The 17761-nt window shown below is 65.3% G+C and carries 17 protein-coding genes; 8 read left to right on the top strand and 9 right to left on the bottom strand.

What is annotated here, in order from left to right; translation table 11 throughout:
* Positions 1–8 precede the first annotated feature (8 nt).
* The 3 genes from QO015_RS06575 to QO015_RS06585 form a co-directional block, all read right to left on the bottom strand.
* Entirely contained in the window at positions 9–1004 is a 996-nt protein-coding gene (locus QO015_RS06575) for an ABC transporter permease (RefSeq protein WP_266280676.1), read from the bottom strand.
* A complete protein-coding gene (locus tag QO015_RS06580) occupies positions 1001–2515 on the bottom strand; it encodes a sugar ABC transporter ATP-binding protein (RefSeq protein WP_266280675.1) in 1515 nt (504 codons plus the stop codon). Before QO015_RS06580 ends, QO015_RS06575 begins: the two co-directional genes overlap by 4 nt.
* Positions 2516–2581: 66 nt before the next feature.
* Complete coding sequence (locus QO015_RS06585) at positions 2582–3529, bottom strand: sugar ABC transporter substrate-binding protein (protein ID WP_266280673.1); 948 nt, start codon at positions 3527–3529, stop codon at positions 2582–2584.
* A gap of 177 nt (positions 3530–3706) precedes the next feature.
* Between QO015_RS06585 and QO015_RS06590 the strand changes: the two genes are divergently transcribed.
* The 7 genes from QO015_RS06590 (at position 3707) to QO015_RS06620 (ending at position 11457) form a co-directional block, all read left to right on the top strand.
* Positions 3707–4720, top strand: coding sequence for a LacI family DNA-binding transcriptional regulator (locus QO015_RS06590; protein WP_266280672.1), 1014 nt, complete (start codon positions 3707–3709; stop codon positions 4718–4720).
* A 472-nt stretch (positions 4721–5192) separates the two neighbouring features.
* The gene (tauA, locus tag QO015_RS06595) at positions 5193–6227 is read left to right on the top strand and encodes a taurine ABC transporter substrate-binding protein (RefSeq protein WP_266280671.1); all 1035 of its coding nucleotides are present in this window, start codon (positions 5193–5195) and stop codon (positions 6225–6227) included.
* Between the two features lie 53 nt (positions 6228–6280).
* Entirely contained in the window at positions 6281–7054 is a 774-nt protein-coding gene (locus QO015_RS06600; protein ID WP_266280670.1) for a taurine ABC transporter ATP-binding protein, read from the top strand.
* Complete coding sequence (locus QO015_RS06605; RefSeq protein ID WP_266280668.1) at positions 7051–7893, top strand: ABC transporter permease subunit; 843 nt, start codon at positions 7051–7053, stop codon at positions 7891–7893. Before QO015_RS06600 ends, QO015_RS06605 begins: the two co-directional genes overlap by 4 nt.
* Before the next feature lie 18 nt (positions 7894–7911).
* Positions 7912–8787, top strand: a complete 876-nt coding sequence (gene tauD / locus QO015_RS06610; RefSeq protein WP_266280667.1) for a taurine dioxygenase — start codon at positions 7912–7914, stop codon at positions 8785–8787.
* Between the two features lie 100 nt (positions 8788–8887).
* A complete protein-coding gene (locus QO015_RS06615) occupies positions 8888–9364 on the top strand; it encodes an FAD/NAD(P)-binding protein (protein ID WP_266280665.1) in 477 nt (158 codons plus the stop codon).
* Positions 9365–9579: 215 nt separating this feature from the next.
* Entirely contained in the window at positions 9580–11457 is a 1878-nt protein-coding gene (locus QO015_RS06620) for a hypothetical protein (protein WP_266280664.1), read from the top strand.
* 43 nt (positions 11458–11500) lie between these two features.
* On the opposite strand, the gene QO015_RS06625 is transcribed toward QO015_RS06620, so the two are convergent.
* Genes QO015_RS06625 through QO015_RS06650 form a run of 6 tightly spaced genes read right to left on the bottom strand, consistent with a single transcriptional unit; the run spans position 11501 to position 16670 of the window.
* Positions 11501–12319, bottom strand: a complete 819-nt coding sequence (locus QO015_RS06625) for a glycosyltransferase family 2 protein (protein ID WP_266280662.1) — start codon at positions 12317–12319, stop codon at positions 11501–11503.
* Positions 12316–12717, bottom strand: coding sequence for a GtrA family protein (locus QO015_RS06630; RefSeq protein ID WP_266280660.1), 402 nt, complete (start codon positions 12715–12717; stop codon positions 12316–12318). Before QO015_RS06630 ends, QO015_RS06625 begins: the two co-directional genes overlap by 4 nt.
* Positions 12717–13847, bottom strand: coding sequence for an FAD-dependent oxidoreductase (locus QO015_RS06635; protein ID WP_266280657.1), 1131 nt, complete (start codon positions 13845–13847; stop codon positions 12717–12719). The genes QO015_RS06630 and QO015_RS06635 overlap by 1 nt, the downstream gene beginning before the upstream one ends.
* Positions 13848–13858: 11 nt before the next feature.
* Positions 13859–14884 (bottom strand): hypothetical protein, encoded by a 1026-nt coding sequence (locus tag QO015_RS06640; RefSeq protein WP_266280655.1) that lies wholly within the window; start codon positions 14882–14884, stop codon positions 13859–13861.
* Entirely contained in the window at positions 14881–15717 is an 837-nt protein-coding gene (locus QO015_RS06645) for a sugar phosphate isomerase/epimerase family protein (RefSeq protein ID WP_266280653.1), read from the bottom strand. Before QO015_RS06645 ends, QO015_RS06640 begins: the two co-directional genes overlap by 4 nt.
* Entirely contained in the window at positions 15714–16670 is a 957-nt protein-coding gene (locus QO015_RS06650; protein WP_266280651.1) for an NAD-dependent epimerase/dehydratase family protein, read from the bottom strand. The genes QO015_RS06645 and QO015_RS06650 overlap by 4 nt, the downstream gene beginning before the upstream one ends.
* A gap of 734 nt (positions 16671–17404) precedes the next feature.
* On the opposite strand from QO015_RS06650, the gene QO015_RS06655 reads away from it, so the two are divergent.
* Positions 17405–17668 (top strand): nucleoside/nucleotide kinase family protein, encoded by a 264-nt coding sequence (locus tag QO015_RS06655; RefSeq protein WP_266280649.1) that lies wholly within the window; start codon positions 17405–17407, stop codon positions 17666–17668.
* Positions 17669–17761: the final 93 nt, after the last annotated feature.

Here is a 17761-nt window from a genome sequence, read left to right on the forward strand (position 1 = left end):
ATGCCTCCTCAGCTCTCGGAAATCATGCGGCCAAGGCTGGCCAGTCCCACGGCGACGATCAGGATCGCCCCCTGGAAGATGTACTGCGAAAAAGTCGGTGCGCCGAAGATGTTCAGGCCGTTGAAGCCGAACGCGATGATGAGCACGCCGACAAATGTGCCAAGCACATGGAACTCGCCGTCGCGCATCGTCGCCGAGCCGAGGAAGACGGCTGCGAAGGCCGTGAGCAGATAACTGTCGGCTGCGCTGGTGGTGCCGCTGCCGAGGCGAGAGGCGAGCAGGATGCCGGTCAGCGCCGCGCACATGCCGGAGACCATGAAGCCGAGTATCTTGATCCGGTCGACATTGATGCCGGCGAGACGGGCCGCTGCCGGATTGCCGCCGACGGCCTGGATCTCCTGACCGAGGGCCGTGCGCTCGACGAGGATCCAGAGGCCGCCCAGCACGGCAGCCATGATGATGATGTTGTTGGGGATGCCGAACAGCCAGCGGCCGAGCGACAGCTGCAGGAACGCCTCGGGCACGCCGGCAACGATCGGGACGCCGGCCGAATAGGCAAAAGCGAGGCCGGTCAGGATGGTGCCGACGCCAAGCGTCGCGATCACCGAATTGACCTTCGCCTTGGTGACGATGATGCCGTTGACGAAACCGATCAGCGCGCCAAGCGCAATCACAATCACGATGGCCACCGGGATCGGCAGCTGGTTGGCGACAATGAGGCCGGTGACAAGCACGCCGTGCAGGCTCGCCGCGAAGCCGATCGACAGATCGAGTTCGCCGACGATGACCGCGAGCGTCAATCCACCCGCGATGATCATCGCGAGCGACGCCTGGTTCAGCACATTGGTGAAGTTGGACAGCGTTGGAAACGCCCGCGGCGACAGAAAGGCGAAAACCGCGATCATCGCCAGAAGGCCGATGATGGTCGCGTAGCGGGCGAAGAAGCCGAGTGCTGCCCTCGATCCTGGCGAAAGGCGCCGTCCGCCGCTCATCACCATGCTCATATCGTACCCTCCTGGATCGGCTGGCGGCCGACAAAATAACTCGCTTCGACAATGGCGTTGCGAGTAATGGCATTGCCTTCGAGCGTGCTGACAATCTGGCCCTCGACCATGATCAGCACGCGGTCGCAGAGATCGGGAAGCTCATCGGGCTCGGACGAGATGACGATGACCGCCATGCCCCGCGCGGCGAGCTCCCGTACCAGGCGGTGGATCTCGCCCCGCGCGCCAATGTCGACGCCCCGCGTCGGTTCGTCGAGGATGAGGACCTTTGGCGCCCTCAGCAGCCAGCGCCCGATCACCACCTTCTGCTGGTTGCCGCCTGAGAGGCGTCCCGTCGGCGTGTCGATGCTCGGCGTCTTGACCGCCAGATCGCGAACGATCTGAAGCGAGAGCGCCTCGCGCTTGCGGCGATCGATCAGCCGAAGAGCCGGATTGCGCACGATATTGGCCAGGTTGGCAATTTGCAGATTGAACGCGACGCTCTTCGTCAGCAACAGGCCTTCCGCACGGCGCTCCTCCGGCACCAACCCAAGCCCTGCCTTGACCGCCTCGGTGGGGCTACGCGGCGAGAAGCTTGCTCCATCGAGGCTCATCTCGCCTGAATCGGCTCGGTCCGCGCCATAGATCAGGCGCACCAGCTCCGTCCGTCCCGCGCCGACAAGCCCGCCTATGCCCAGCACCTCTCCCCGGCGCAGTTCGAAGCTCACGTCGTTGACCTTCGGCGCCCGGGTGAGCGCCCTCACTGTCAGAGCAACGTCCCCTTGAGCGATCGGACGGCGCTGCAACGCCACCGATGGCTCGGCCTTGCCGCCGACAATCGCTTCGATCAGGGCCGGGCGGGTGATCGCGCCACCCTCGAGACAGCCGACGGAACGTCCATCGCGAAAGATGCTGACGCGGCTGCAAAGCCGCATGATCTCGTCGAGCCGGTGCGACACATAGAGCACAGCGACTCCGGATGCCGACAGGTCCTCGACGATCGCGAACAGCTTTTCGGCCTCGGCTGCCGAAAGCGAGGCTGTCGGCTCGTCCATCACGATGAGCCGGGCGTTGCGGACAAGAGCCCGGCAGATGTTGATCAGCCAGTTCTCGGCGGTCGAAAGGCCCTTCACACTGGCGAAGAGGGGCGCCTTGATGCCGACACGCTCGGCAATAGGGGCCACATCGCGTGCCGCCGCCTGCCAGTCGACCATCCCGAACCGGGTCTTTTTCGGAACGCCGAGCAGGATGTTCTGCAAGACGGTCATGCCGGGAATGAAGGCGAGCTCCTGATGTATGAAGCTCATGCCGAGATCGGTGGCGTGGTGGGGCGTCGGCAGGGATACCGGCGCGTCATCGACCAGGATCCGGCCTGCGTCCGGTTGAACGAGGCCGGCCAGTACCTTGATGAAGGTCGATTTGCCGGCGCCATTGGCGCCGACGAGGCCATGCACCTCGCCCGGCGCGATCGCCAGCGAAACACCCGTCAGCGCTTGCACACCGCCGTAAGCCTTGGCGATATCCTCGGCCACGATGAAAGGCTTCATCGCGGCCGAGACGGATGTGTCAGGTGAAAGCATGGATTGACGGCTCGACGTTCACTTGCCGACAGCTTCCGGATGCTCGGCAATGAAGGCCGCGACATTGTCGGCCGAGATCAGAACAGCCGGAACTTCGACCGCCTTGGGCTGCCAGTCGGCCTTCGCCTTGATGATCTCGGGAAGCAGCTTGACCATGTCATAGCCTTCCTTGCGGCTGTCTTCCCAGGCCGTCGCGGTCATGTGACCGTTCTTGATGTTCTCGATCGCCTGAGCATTGCCGTTCACGCCATAGACCTTGACGTCGGTCCTGTCCTGCTGGCGCAGAGAGCCGATGGCGCCGATCGCCGGATCGTCCCAGCAGCCCCAGATGGCGAGATTGCCGTCGCCGGGGGGATTCGAAGCGAGCCAGGCGTTGGCATACTGCGCGCCGTCCTCGAAATAGCCCGGGATGCGGACTTCGTTCTTGGTCACCTTGATGCCGGGGTGCTTGGCAAGAACCTCGTCCAGCAGCGCCTCGCGATTGCGGCAGACTTCGCCCGTGCGGTAGGTCAGGGCAAGAAGGCTCGCATTGTCGCCGAGGTCGGCGACCATCTTCTCGATCACCGGCAACGCGATCGGCGCGCCCGACCCGTTGGTCGCGGCAACGGAGCTTCCGATTCCACCGCCCCAGGTGACGACCGGGATGCCTGCGGTCTTCGCGGCCTCGAGGCCGGCGCCGATCGAGGAATACGGGAACACCATGTCGATGACGGCGACAGCGCCGCGCTGCGCGAAGTTCTGGATTGCCGCATTGGCCTGATCGGCATTTCCGGCCGCGTCGATGACCGAGACTTCCCAGCCCAGCTCCTCGCCGGCAGCCTTTGCACCGGTGATGTAGCGGACATTGTTCGCCTCGGTCGCGGCGATCGAAACGATGCCGAGCAGCGGCTTCTCCTGCGCCGCCGCAGCGCCCGCCGACAGGACCAGACTCGCCAGCAGCGAGATGCCGAGTGTCATTTTGGTCATTTGATTTCCTCCCCAAAGAACCACGTCAACACGCATCACCATGCAGCGAACGTGTGCTAACCGTTTTGCTATGTGCAGTCAAAATGCGCGGTCTGGCAAGAGCCATTTATGGATTAATCGCCTAGACAAGCCATTTCTGGCGGCTAGAATACAGCGAAACGATTAGCTCGGTGTCGTATGGCAACCATCAAGGATGTGGCTAAGGCTGCGGGAGTTTCGACGGCGACCGTATCGGCTGTGATCAACGATTCCGCCTATGTCAGCCCTCCGCTGAGGGCGCGCGTTCAGGCGGCGATCCATGATCTGAAATACGAGCCATCCCAGATGGCGCGGAATCTCAAGAAGGGGCGCAGCGAACTCATCGCGCTGATCGTGGCCGATCTCGCCAATCCGTTCTTCGCGCGCATGGTGTGGGCGGCGGAGGCGGCCGTGGCAGCCTGGGGCTATTCGCTGGTCGTGTTCAACAGCGACGAGAAGCCCGAGAATGAGAGGAAGGCGCTTGCGCGCATCCGGGCTTTATCGTGCGATGGTGCCCTGGTCGTTCCCGTCGGCCTGCCGGCCCACTATGCCCTCCGCGATCCGGAGGGGCGCGGCTTTCCGACAGTGCTTTTCGGACGCGTCGTCGATGATCGGCATTCCGATACCGTCACCATCGACAACGTTGCCGCGGCAAGCCAGGTGACAAACTATCTGCTCGATCTCGGCCACACCCGGATCGGCTCGATCACCGGTCCGCTGCACCTGACGACAGGCCGGGGGCGCCTGGACGGCATGCTGCAGGCGATGGCGCAGCGCGGCGTCGCGCCCGAGCCGGGGCATGTCCGCTCGGGCGAGTTCCGCGAGGATGTCGCCTATTCCGTGGCGCGGGAAATGCTCGATCGTCCGGACCGGCCAACGGCGTTGTATGTGGCCAACGGCGTGATGGCACTCGGCGTCATGCGGGCATTGGCCGATCTGTCGATCCATTGCCCCAACGATATCTCGATCGCCTCGACCGACACGATCTCCGGAATCGGCGGCTTGCGGCCACGGCTGACACGAACTGAGCACCCCATCATCGAGATGACCAACGAGGCACTTCGTCTGTTGGTTGATCGCATCCAGCGCGGCAAGGACAAGCCCCCGCGCAACGTCGTCTTCCAGCCTGCCCTCGTTCTCGGCGAGAGCTGCGCGCCCTTGCGGCGGAGCTGACCGATCATCGCTCGGCGTCCTCATCCTGCCGGAGATGACTGCGCCGGACCTTCGTGACGCCTAGCATGTACGTCTGCCGATCAGGCATGCCCACATCCTTGCCGACATCCTGACGACGCTCAGTCGCGCCTGAGACGAAGGCACCCTCGCAACATCGCAGCGGCAGAACAAACGACCCAGCCCGCCTCGAACATTAAAAACGACTATCTTTATCGAGTTAGGTGTCTAACGCAGACTGGGGATGTGGTCGCAGAGCGGCCGCCGCGGAGATTTGAGGGAGCAGCTTGCCCCGCGAACCAAAGGCTAAAGCGCCACGAACGGCTTCGTGGTTCCCGACGAAAGGAACGACGCGCATGACCCGCCTTCGCTGTTGACGCCGGCGCAACACCCGCATCGGACCAGCCTTCAGGACAGATTTCAGCAGCGCGACGCCTCCGCGAACGGACGCGTGCGCCTTCATGAGGATCATGACATGAGCCAGAACGCATTCCCCATTTCCCGCCGCGCGGCGCTTGCCGCCGCCGCGGCCGTCGCCCTGACGCTCGGTGCCGGGATCGGCACTCTCAAGGCCGAGGAGAAGACGCTCACCATCGCCTACCAGACCGTGGTCGAGCCGTCGAAGATCCCTCAGGCAGACGGCACCTACGAACAGGCGACCGGCGCCAGGATCGACTGGCGGAAGTTCGACTCCGGCGCCGACGTCATCGCGGCCATCGCATCCGGCGCCGTCGATATCGGCTATGTCGGTTCGAGCCCGCTCGCCGCCGCGGCGAGCCGCGAACTGCCGATCGAGACGATCTTCGTCGTCGGCATCATCGGCGAGTCGGAGGCGCTGGTGGCGCGCAACGGCTCCGGCATCGAGAGCGGCAAGGATCTCGTCGGCAAGAAGGTCGCGGTGCCCTTCGTCTCGACGACTCATTACAGCCTGCTCGCCGCGCTCAAGCATTGGGGCATCGATCCGAAGAGCGTCGAGATCCTGAACCTGCGCCCGCCGGAGATCGCCGCCGCCTGGTCGCGCGGCGACATCGACGCTGCCTATGTCTGGGATCCGGCGCTCGGCAAGATTAAGGAGAACGGCAAGGTCGTGACGAGTTCGGCCGAGGTCGGGGCCTGGGGTGCTCCGACCTTCGACGCCTGGATCGTCCGGAAGGACTATGCCGCCGCCCATCCGGACGTCGTGAGCTCGTTCGTCAAGGTCACCGGCGACTCCTACGCCGCCTATCGCAAGGCGCCCGACGCCTGGACCGCGACCTCGCCCGAGGCCGAGAAGATCGCGCGGTTGACCGGCGCCAAGCTGGACGAAGTGCCGGCGCTGCTGAAGGGCTACGAGTTCCCGCTGCTCGACGAGCAGGCCTCGGCCAGGCTGCTGGGCGGCGGCACCACGACCGCGATCGCCGACGCGTCGGCCTTCCTGAAAGAGCAGGGAAAGATCCCGGCCGTGCTCCCCGACTATAGCCCCTATGTGACGACCCGCTTCGTCACCGAGGCACTCGCCGCCACCAACTGACGCGATCGACCGGCGCGGAAGCTCCTCCTTCCGCGCCGGTCGTCGAGGATGCCATGGCCCAGCTCGACTTCGCCCATATCACGACGACCTATGACGGCGCGGCATCACCGGTGCTGTCTGACGTATCGCTGTCGATCGCGTCCGGGGAATTCGTCGTCGTCATCGGCCGGTCCGGCTGCGGCAAGACCACGCTTCTCAACATAGCCGCCGGATTCACGGTGCCTGATGCGGGCCGGGTGACGCTGGACGGTCGGCCGGTCACCGGTCCGGGCGCCGAGCGCGCGGTGGTGTTCCAGGACGACGCGCTGTTTCCATGGCTGACGACGGCGGAGAATGTCGCGTTCGCGCTGCGGCTTCGCGGAGAGGACAAGGCCGGGCGTCGTGAGGCTGCCGATGCGCTGCTCCAGAGGGTTGGCCTCGACGCGTTCGGTGACCGTCCGATCTGGCAGCTCTCGGGTGGGCAGCGCCAGCGGATCGGCCTCGCGCGCGCGCTGGCGGCGCAGCCCGACTTCCTGCTGATGGACGAACCGCTCGGCGCGCTCGATGCGATGACTCGCGAGCAGATGCAGGAACTGCTGCTCGATATCTCGCACGAGACCCGGGCCGGGATCCTGCTCATCACCCACAGCGTCGAGGAAGCGCTCTTTCTCGCCACCCGCATTGTCGTCATGGCGCCCTCCCCCGGCCGTATCGTGCGCTCCCTCGAATTCGACTTCAGCCGCCGGATCCTGGCTGGCGAAAGCGCGCGGTCGATCAAGACGTCGCCAGAGTTCGCAGCCGCGCGTGCCAGTGTGCTCGACCTCGTCTTCGACCGGGTGCCGGCATGACGCTGGTCGCGGAGGAGACGAGAACCATCGCGGTGCGCCCCGCCAAGGCAAAACCGCGCGCGCGCAACCGCCATGGACGCACCCGGGCCATCGCCACGGTCGCGACGCTGCTGGCGTTGCTGGCGGCATGGACGCTGGCGTCCTCTCTCGGCTGGGTGCCGGCGCTCTTCCTCCCCTCCCCGCCCGCGGTCGCCAAGGCCTTCTGGACCGTCGCGACATCGGGCTTCGTCGATGCGACGCTGCTGCAGCATCTCGCCGCAAGCCTCGCCCGGGTCTTCGCGGCCCTCATCGCTTCCATCGTCGTCGCCGTGCCGATCGGCTTTGCGATCGGCCTTTCGCCGGTCGGCCGCGGGATCTTCGATCCGATCATCGAGTTCCTGCGGCCGCTCCCGCCGCTCGCCTATCTGCCGCTGGTCATCATCTGGTTCGGCATCGGCGAGGCCTCGAAGATCCTCGTCATCGCGATCGCCATGCTGGCACCGATCGTCATCTCGACGGCGGCGGGCGTCGCGTCCGTCTCGCGCGACCATCTGAACGCGGCCCGCTCGCTCGGCGCGACGCGGTTGCAGCTGCTGCGTCATGTCGTGCTGCCCTCGGCGCTTGGCGAGATCCTGACCGGAATTCGAATCGCGCTCGGCACAGGCTGGACGACCCTCGTCGCCGCCGAACTCGTCGCTGCCTCGCGCGGCGTCGGCTTCATGATCCAGTCGGCCGCGCAGTTCCTGGTCACCGACGTCGTCATCATGGGCATCGTTCTGATCGCCGCCGTCGCCTTCGCCCTCGAGGCGGGCATCCGGCTGCTCCAGCGCTGGCTGGTGCCCTGGCTCGGCAAGTCCTGACCTTATGGGAGACCACGCATGACTGCCCAAACCTCTCTCGCAATCCACCCGATCGCCCCGGCGCTCGGTGCCGTCGTCGGCGGCGTCGACCTCGCGCGTCCGCTGACACCGGTCCTCGTCGCAGCGCTGCAGGAGGCGCTGGTGACGCATCATGTCCTGTTCTTCGAAGGCCAACAGGTCACGCCCGCGACGCAGCGCGACGTCGCCGCGGCCTTCGGCTCGCTGCACATCCACCCGATCTACCCACATGTCGAGGATGTGCCGGAAATCATCGTGCTCGACACGTCGGCGGACAACCTGCCCGACAACGACAACTGGCACACCGACGTCACCTTCATCGAAAACCCGCCGCTCGGCGCGCTGCTCGCCGCCAAGCAGCTGCCGCCCAATGGCGGCGATACGAGCTGGTCCTCGACCATCGCGGCCTATGAGGCTCTCTCGCCGGCCTTGAGGGACTTTCTCGACGGTCTCTCCGCCGTTCACGACATCCAGAAGTCCTTCCCCTTCGAGCGCTGGGGCGCCGGCGGGAATGAGGATCGCTGGCAAGAGGCGCGGCGGAAGAACCCGCCCGTCATCCATCCGGTCGTGCGCGTCCATCCCGTGACCCGTCGCAAGGGCCTCTTCGTCAATGAAGGCTTCACCACGCGGATCCTGGGGCTGAGTGCGCCCGAGAGCGACGCCGTGCTGCGCTTTCTGTTCGCTCACGTCGCCAAGCCGGAGTTCACGATCCGCTGGCGCTGGCGAGAAGGCGACGTCGCCTTCTGGGACAACCGCTTGACCCAGCACTACGCGCTCGCCGACTACCTGCCCCATCGGCGGATCATGCACCGGGCGACGATCCTCGGCGATCGGCCGGTGGGGCCGCAGAAGTCCGAGACCGGCGCCGCAGGATAGAGGCTCCCGCTTTGTGATAACTCGGTGCTCCCGCGCTCGGCGCGAGAGTCGCCTGTCTGCCCGCCCCGCGCGCCGCGCCAGATGGCCGGCCGCGCAGCACATGATGCCTGCCGTCGCTCGTGGCAGCGCCGGTCGACGGGTCGGACATGGTCGTGTCCCTGCGACGCCGTCATGGGGGCGGTTCGAGCGAATAGCCCTCCATGCCGTCCTGATCGCAACGGGGCCGGCGCATGGACGCATCCTCGCCAGTCATCCGCTCCTGTCGAGCCTCGGCGATCTCGGCCTGATCTGCGCCGATCCAGTCAGCTTCGGCATCGACACTGCGCTCGACGGCAGCTTCCTCGCCGCTTCCGGCGAGAGGGTACCGGACATCCTCATCGCCGGACCGCTCGCCCGTGGTACCTTCGGCAAGCTCATGGGCCTGCCGGAAGCCGCCACATATGCCGGGTTCATTGCCGAGAGGGTTGCGCAGTGGATATCGAGGCCGGTTGAGCAATCGGAGATCGCAGGTTCCCTTCCTGGATCGCGTCGCATCCGCGCCTCGTCGATCGATCCCGCAACGCGGCCGACAGGATAAGCGCACCGGTCGGACCACGATCTTCCCGACCGTTATGCATGCCCGCGACTCGAACACGAGGCGCATAGGGTCACGAAGACACTATTCGCGAAAAATCGCAGTTCTAGAGGCTCCGCCGTTCATTCCGATGCGAAGTCTCGGTGGCAGATGACATGCAAAGCATCTAGCCTCCAAGCAGCGATCGCGGCAGGCAACTTCGGCTGGGGGATGGATCATTGGGACTTGCGGATATCGCCATTTCGGCAGCCTGCGCCGTAGCCTTGACTTTAGGCAGCATCGGATGGGGATTACTCCTCATCCAGAACGCCTCACGCGACAAAACCGTTGAGGCCAAGGCGATACCACTGGCTGCCGCCCTCGGCATTGTCTTTCTTTGCTTGATCGGCGCGATGCTCAACATCGCGTCGGCCTACGACATCGCCGTCTATTGCGTGGCCGGGCTCGTGGGCAGCGGATGGCTGGTCTGGAGCGCATTCCGTCCACATGCATGGACGAAGCGCGTCGATCTCTGGACGCTGCTGCCGATCGCCGTCGTATGGCTGATGTTCGTCGTCATCCCGCCCGCGATCAATCTCAACGACGACACCGCGGCCTATCTGGTCTTCGCCAAGAAGCTTGCGGAAACGGGCGCAACCGGCTCGGAATACTTCAGTGAGCGCCGCCTCTTCACCTTTGGCGGCCAATTTGCCCTGCAAGCCCCATTCGCGTCATTCGCAAGGCTGCGCCTGATCGGTGTGGTGGAGCCGGGTCTTGGCCTGACTGTCCTGGGTTGGCTGATCGCAACGCTGCCGACATCGCGAGGATTGCGTCGGCTGCTGGCCTTCGTGGTGAGCATCGCCGTCATCGGCAGCAGTGTGATCGGGGCGAATTATCTCGCGAACACGGTGCCGACGCTCCTGCCCGGATCGCTTCTCGCCGGCGCCGTGGTGGCAGCCTTCGCCTGGCGCGCCGCGCCACGCGACTCTGGCCTGCTCCTGGTATCGGCTCTCGTACTCGGCGCGGGATCATTGCTTTTCCGGCCAACGCCCTTGCCGTTCGTTGGTCTTCTGGGTCTCCTGCTGCTGATTGACAGCCTCAGAAACAAGCAGATCAAGGCTTTCGTGGTGGCATGCGCGGTGGCTGCCCTGGTCATCGCGCCCTTCGCGCTTCTGTTGCTTTTGAGTTCGAGAACGCTTTTCTACCCGTTCCTTGGCGAGGGCGTGCATCTCCTGATCCCGGGATCGGCCATCGTCTCGTCCGGCCGGCTCTCCGGAATATCGGCTCCTTCCGTCCGCGAACTGACAACGCTGATCTTTGCCCTGTTGCCGGCCGTGATGATCCTGCTCGGCAGCCCACAATCCCGCAGGAGCGCACTGCTCGTCCTCGCGCTTGCCGTCATCGCCGCCGGCGTGATCGCGGTCGGCGTCGATGGAGTCGCCTTGCACCGCTACACCTTTGCGACGGTCTTCGGCTGCTCCGTCGGCGCGGCCTGTCTCTCGATCCTGTCGCCGCGTCCAGTGGCCTTTCCGCGTGTGAGCGGGAAGCAACTCGCATTCGGCGCGGCTGCCCTCGGCGTTCTTGTTCTCGGTGTCCTGGTTATGCGCGGTGCGACCGTGTCTGCCGTCGCCGCGAACGCGCTCGGCAAGCGTTTCTCGCAGCCCGTCTGGACGTCGGCCTTCGCCGACCGGTGCGCCGACGCGCAGTCTGCCTTCCCCGGCGGCGCCGTTGTGCTCGGAGTTAAGCTCGATTGCGCCAACGCCTTCGACTTCGCCCGCGATGAGGTTCTGGTGCACGACCAGCTCGGCGGCTCCTGGGCAGACCCGAGCCTGGATCTGACGCCAACCGCACTCCTCGAATCTCTTGCCCGATCGCGGGTGGATTGGATCATCGTGCCGGCGACGGTCATGAACTGGAGCGCGGAGGCCGGCGGCTCGGGCGAAGATGCCGGAAAACCGCGGGGCTGGCTAGACACCCTTGCGGTCCGCGCCGACAGGATGGCGACTGCCCTGAAGAGCCTCGTCGGCGGGGTCGAACCCACCTATCGCAACGACGCGGTCTCGGTCTATTCCGTCGCCAGCCTCTGCCGCGCCAAGGCAGCCGGCGCCTGCGACTGAGGCGGCCCGGTGCCCGGTATCGAGCAGCGCTGCGGAAAAGCGATCAGCTCTTCGGCGAAAAGCGGCCGGAAGCGGCCGCGAAGGTCTGCTTGAGAACGTCGAACTTTCCGCCGAGCCCGTTGATCTTGGTCGGGGTCGCGGCATTGGCCGGGTAGCGCCGCTGAACAGGCACCTGTGCCACCTTCATGCCGATCTGTCCGGCGCGGACGGTCAGGTAGAAGAGCAGCTCGTAGCGCTGGAAGACGTCGCGGAACGGCTGGACCCGCGGATCGAGAAGGTAACGCGCCGAATATCCGCGAAAGCCGTTGGTGGTATCGGTGAACCAATGCCGCCCCGCGAGGCTGAGCACGGGCGCGTGAATTCCGCGATTGGCGATGGTTCGCTCGAGCGGCGTATTCTCCGCCACGCCACCCGGCAGGTAGCGTGAGCCCTGCACGTAGTCGTAGCCCTGCTCAAGCTTTCCGACCATATCGGCCACAGCCTCGACGCCATCCTTGCCGTTGCCGTCGATGGTGACGATCCCGGTGTAGCCCTCGCGCAGACACCATGCATAGGCCATCCGCAGCTGAGCGCTGAGCTTTCCCGGGCCCGTCTTGGTCAGGACCGCCCGCACACCGGCGGTGGATATGAATGCCGGATCGAGGGAGCCGTCGGTCGAGCCGCCATCGGCCACGATCACGTCGACCGGCAGCTTCGCCTCGCGGATGCGAAGCAGCTGATCGCGAATACGGTCGCCCTCGTTGATGACCGGGATCACGAGCGCATGGTCATGCTCGCGGATGCCGTGGACAGTTACCGTGAAGGTCGGAACTTCCCACAGCTGCGAACCGGGAAGCAGATCGGCTTCGGCGTCGGACATCATGAAGTTCCATCCTGTAGTCCGGCAGGTTTGAGAAAGACGAAGTACTTGCTGACCAGATAGTTGACGCAGAACGAAATGCCCGCGCCCGCCACCAGAACGGGCAAGGCATGGCTATCGCCGAAGACGGCGACGAGTGCGGCGACACCGACGACGCGCGCGGCCAATGTCGCGACCAGCGCCATACCGTAGCGCAGCGCGCGGACGACGGAGAGCTGGCGGGCACCGGAGCGAAAAGTCCAAAGCTCGTGAAGGGCATAGTTGAGCCCGGCAGCAACGACGAATCCCGCCGCCGCCGCCAGCCAGAGAGGCACTCCGAGCAGCCGGGCAGCGCTCCAGGCGACGCCGAGGTCGAGCACCAGCCCCGCGACCGAGACGACGAAGAAGCGCGCAGCCTCCATCAGGCGTCCCTATCCAGAAGAAGAGTCTCGTTGGCTCCGGCGAATTCCGGCTCCATCCGGGTCACGAGCTCGAACAGATCGTAAATATTGTCGAGCTTTCCGCCCAGGATGGACAAGACCCGGCTGCCGGACGGCTTGCGCTGGTAAAGGATCGGCCGCCCGTCGTCGCGCTCGTTCTTGGTCAGAACCGTCTTGACATCATAGATCGACTTGCGCGGGATAGCCCTATCGAGGGATGGCAGGTACCGTCGTCCATCGTGGATCATGTGCTGGACGCGGCTGTTCGCGACCGCTTCCTGCAAACGGGCCGGAGACATGCCCGGCCCCGCGTCGTCCGTCCAGCTGTCATGCGGCGTGTAGCGGACATGGGTGAGGGAATGCAGCCCCTCCGACGGGTATGGCATGCACGAGAAGAACGGGCCATCCATCAACGTCACACCGACATTTTTCAACTCTTCCGGCGGTTCGACCAACGCGATCTCGGCCAGTTCATATTTGAGTTGCGCGCGCGGCAGGCGGGAGCGATCGAGCACCGCATTGATCCCCGCATAGGTGATGTTGAACGCGTATCGCGCGGCAACCTCGGAGCCGTCGGACAGCGTGGCCACGACCGATCCGGGCCGGTCCTCGACCGCCTCCACCGCGGTGGACATGAGGACGTCCACCCCGGCCCGATCCAGCCGCGCGGCGAGCAGTCGGCGCAGCACCGAATAGTCGAAGGCAGCCTCGGAGCAGGCGAACACGCCCTCGACCATGGACTGGTCGAACAGCGCCTCCTGGCTCGGCAAGGCCGGCCTGATCGGCGCACCGATGTCCCGGAACATGCGATAGAAGCGCTTCGCCGAGACCTTGGATCGGTGGCGGGCGATGGCATAGAGCATCTGGAAATCATCGACGACCGCCTCGGGGAAATCGTCCATGAACCGGCGATGCAGCAGCATCGACTTGACGGCCGTCAGAGCCGAGCGGGGATAATGGAAGCCTGTATGAATGCGCGCCTGGTTGACGCGCGATGCGCGATCCAGCAGGGTCTCGCCAGCCTCGACCAGCAGCACGCGCGACGAGATCGACCGCAGGAACAGCGCGAGGCAGCAGCCATAGAAGCCGCCGCCTATCACGAGATAGTCCACCTCCCTTGGGCTCATGGCTTCGGTATCTGCCGAAGACCGGCGAGATCGTGCTCGAAGTCGACATTGAGATCGGAGGCGACCTGCCCGAACAGATCAATGCGATTCACCTCGGCGGCGACCGAGTCGAGGCGGCCTCCATTGGTCCGCGACAGCAATTGCTGCAACCCGAGACTGAGGCCCGTGATCGAAATGCCCAGGAAGACCATCGACAGGCTGAGAACCGCCGACAAGGTCAGCCAGCCCGGCGCCAGGTCGTGCACCAGGATCCAGGCAGCCACGACATAGAGGCCATAGAAGAAGCCGAGCATGGCGAGGAACGCCGAAGCCAGCGTCACCGCCAGCAGAAGGTTCGGCGCCATGTAGACGAGGAGCTTCTGCAGCAGGTCGAGGCGCCGCCGCAGTCCCGCATTGCGCGGAACGGTCACGCCGGCCGCCACCTCGATGAATGCGAGCGGCACCCTCGGGTCGCGTGGCGGGAAGCGCAAGGCGAGGTCGGGATCGGGATGCGCGAGCAACTGATTGAGCAGCGTGCGCGGAAGCGCCAGAGACTGCAGGTCGCGCGGATTGACCTTGAAGCCGGCCAGACGACCCAGCAGCACCAGCACGGATCCGGGGCTGCCATGGCGGATCTTCGGCCGCCTCGTCGCCAGCACCCCGCGCTGTTCGTCGGCCGCCCTCTCGATCATCTCGATCGGATCGACACAGCCGAGCTCCGCCGAACTGACGAGGAGAACGACATCGCCGATCGCCTCCTCGGCGGCGATCACCCGACGACGGTAATAGGCCGTGCCGTCGCGCACCGTGAACAGGCGCACATTGGCGACGCGGCGGATCAGCGGCAGAAAGTCGGCCCGGCGACTGTCGTCGGCTACCACGATGATCTCGCGGAAACGAAAGCGCGCATCGACCCTCGCCGCCAGCGCGGCAATCGCGTCGAATGTCTCATGATCCGAGGCCAGATCGCCGAAGCAGATCGACACGAGAACGTCCTCGCGCAGGGCGACCGGCGGCAGATGGGCTGGCGCGGCATCCATCATCGTCCCTCCCCTTCCGCCGCCCGGACCAAGGCGGCGATGCGGTCCCGCACCGTGGCGAGACCGCCCTCGTGGCGTTTCATCTCGATCGATACGGCGCGGCCATAGCCGCCGGCCCGGAGCCCGGCCAGGACCGGCGCGAGGTCCGTCGCGTCGTCCGGCGCCGGCGCGAGATTGGGCTCGCTGACATGCACATGGCTGAGACGGGGCGCCAGCGCAGCGGCTCGCTCCGCGACCGTTCCAAAACTGCCGTTCATGTGCATCGCACCGAGATCGAGGATCACGGCCACGGCCGGGTGAGACACCAGTTCGACGAAGGCCTCGGCATCCTCCAGCGTGTTGAGGAAATTCGTGCCATAGGCCGGCGGGTTCGACTCCACCGCGATGACCGTGCCGGATGCGGCGGCCCGATCTCCCAGTCTCCGGAAGGTCTCGGCCGCCTGATCCAGCGCATCGCCCGGCGCCATGTCGTCGGGTATGCGGCGCTGGCCCGGCGATCCGAAGACGATGTTGGGGATACCGAAACGTCCCGCGAGGTCGATCGCCCGCGTCATTCCGCGCTCGAAGGCCGCCCTCGCCGCAGCATCGCCAAACAGAGCGGCCCCCTGGACGCCGAAAAGCAGGGCCTGCATCGACACCAGCGAAAAGCCGCGGGCGCGGATCTCCGCGAGAGCGGCGTCGGCGATGGCATCGTCCGGAACGAAGGGATCCGCGGCGCCGGCGAAGAAGATCGCCGGAGCGATCTCGAGCCCGCTCAATCCGGCCTCCTCCATGAGGTCATAAGCGCCCAGGCGCTCCTCAGGCAGCCAGGCGATGTTGGAGACGGACAGGATCATTGGCCGTGCTTCTCCGAGGCGAAGAACTCGGACAGCTTGTCCAGCACCGTGCCCGCGTCCTCGAGATACGGTCCCGTCCGTCCCCACAGGGGCGCATGGCGCGTGTGCATGTCTTCACGATGCAGGCGTGCACCCGTCTGGGGCATGTCGGCCCCGAGCAGCCGCGCATGGATGTTGCCGGCCCGCAGCGGCTCGACGGCGAGGTGCAGGGTGCCCAGCCCGGCGCGGGTCGCGACGCCGATATCCCGCCAGAGCCGCGACATGTCGTAATACTGGTAGGTCGTATCCGGGTTGTGGAACTGCGTCGCCGACATGCCGGCCGCCCGCACGGCGTCGTCAAGTTCGGGACGAAGTGGATCGCCGTTCAAGCCCTCGCGGTCGAGCACCATCATCCCCGCCGCATTGGGCGTGTAGAGCCTCGCAAGAGCCTCGCGAAGGCGCGATGGCACCTGCTGCAACAACTCGTCAAGGCGCGGCTGCGTAAGCATCGTCGGGACGGGGTTCAACAAATCGAAGATGAAGTTCTTCCGCAGTCCGGGACCGAACAGCGCCGGCAAACGGACGACGAGGCAATCGTCGAAGCGCGACTGGCAGAAGGCCTCAAGCGCACGTCGATGACGGCCATAGGCCAGCTCCTGCTGGAAGGACTGCGTATCCTCATCGTCCTCGCCGGCGAAATCGGCGAGCACGGCGATGGACGAAATCAGCACGAAACGGCGCGCGCGGGCGCGGTCGAGAGCAGAGACCAACGCATCGACCTGCTCGCGGTCACGCTCCGGCTCACGGTTGGCGGTGAACATCGAACCGGGCGCCGCAGCACAGACCAGCGTATCGAACTGCTCGCCGCCAATTTCGGCAATGTTCGCGCTGTTGAAGCGTCCGTCGAATCTATGCTGCCGTAGAAGTATTCCGCCGACAAACCCCGTATGCCCCACGACGGCGTCGATACTCATGCATCCTTACCATCAGGTTCGCTTGCATCAAAGCCCTAAGCACAGGTCTAGCAGATCATGCAAGAAGGCGCCAGCCGTATTCATCGATATGACAGCAATCCTTCCTTTATTCATATCTAGCCGCGCAAGAGAATGGACTCCTGTTCGCTGCCGCGATTTTGTCGGTCCGCAGCCGTATTTTCAGGAATCGAGTCGAGGATGATGCCTTGGAATTGAAGCCGAGGTGAAAATTCTTGTTTCGACTCAGACTCTTCTGCCATTCTAGGACGATAGAAACCCACCTCGGGCACGAAGACTCGAACTAATCGATTATACCCGGTATTGGCGAAGAAACGCGTGATCCAGGTCACAGCGCGGCGCCGCCGATCGTGCCTGCGACCGGCCCAGTTCCAGAGGCCGCGAGGAGGGAGCAGATCAGGACGACGGCAATACGGCCGATGGCTCACGCTCTTCGCAGATCATCTGCATCCCGAACCGATCGAGCGGCGAAGTGGAGCGCAACGGCCGATGGGCACGAGCCGCAGCATGATCGCGCAGCCGGCAGCAGACACGGCGAACGGCTTCGGCTGCCGGAGGATACAGGTCCGCGACTGCCGCACATGCCTCCGCCCTACCCGACACTACCGCGTGAGCCGGAGCGAAGCGATCTCGCGTCTGTGCATTGCCCAGACGCGACGATTGACTCATGCAGCGACAAGAACAAAATAGGAACATTGTCTCATCGGGAGGGTGTCGTGAGCGAAATGGCAGGCGGGATCGAAGAGGGGGCGCGGGCGCTCGACGCGCGCGTCGACGACATCCTCGCGACGCATGGCGGCGACGCGCGCGCGGCGATCGAGGTCCTGCTGCTTGTCAGCGACGCGCGGGCGCGCTCGATCTCGCGGGGCTATGTGCGCGGCCTGCTGCCGGGGCGACAGCTTGCGGGTGACGGGCATCGATGGCCCGCCTATCCGCCGGGCGAGAACTCGATGGCGGCCCCTGAACCCGAGGAGGCTTGACCGATGTGCCCTCCGAGCCGGACCTGGCGCCAGCTCGGACTTCCTGTCGGCGCAGGACGTGTCGCGAGGGCGTCGTGTCTCGTGCGCGACCGC

It is taken from the genome of Kaistia geumhonensis (assembly GCF_030815145.1).
GTDB lineage: Bacteria > Pseudomonadota > Alphaproteobacteria > Rhizobiales > Kaistiaceae > Kaistia > Kaistia geumhonensis.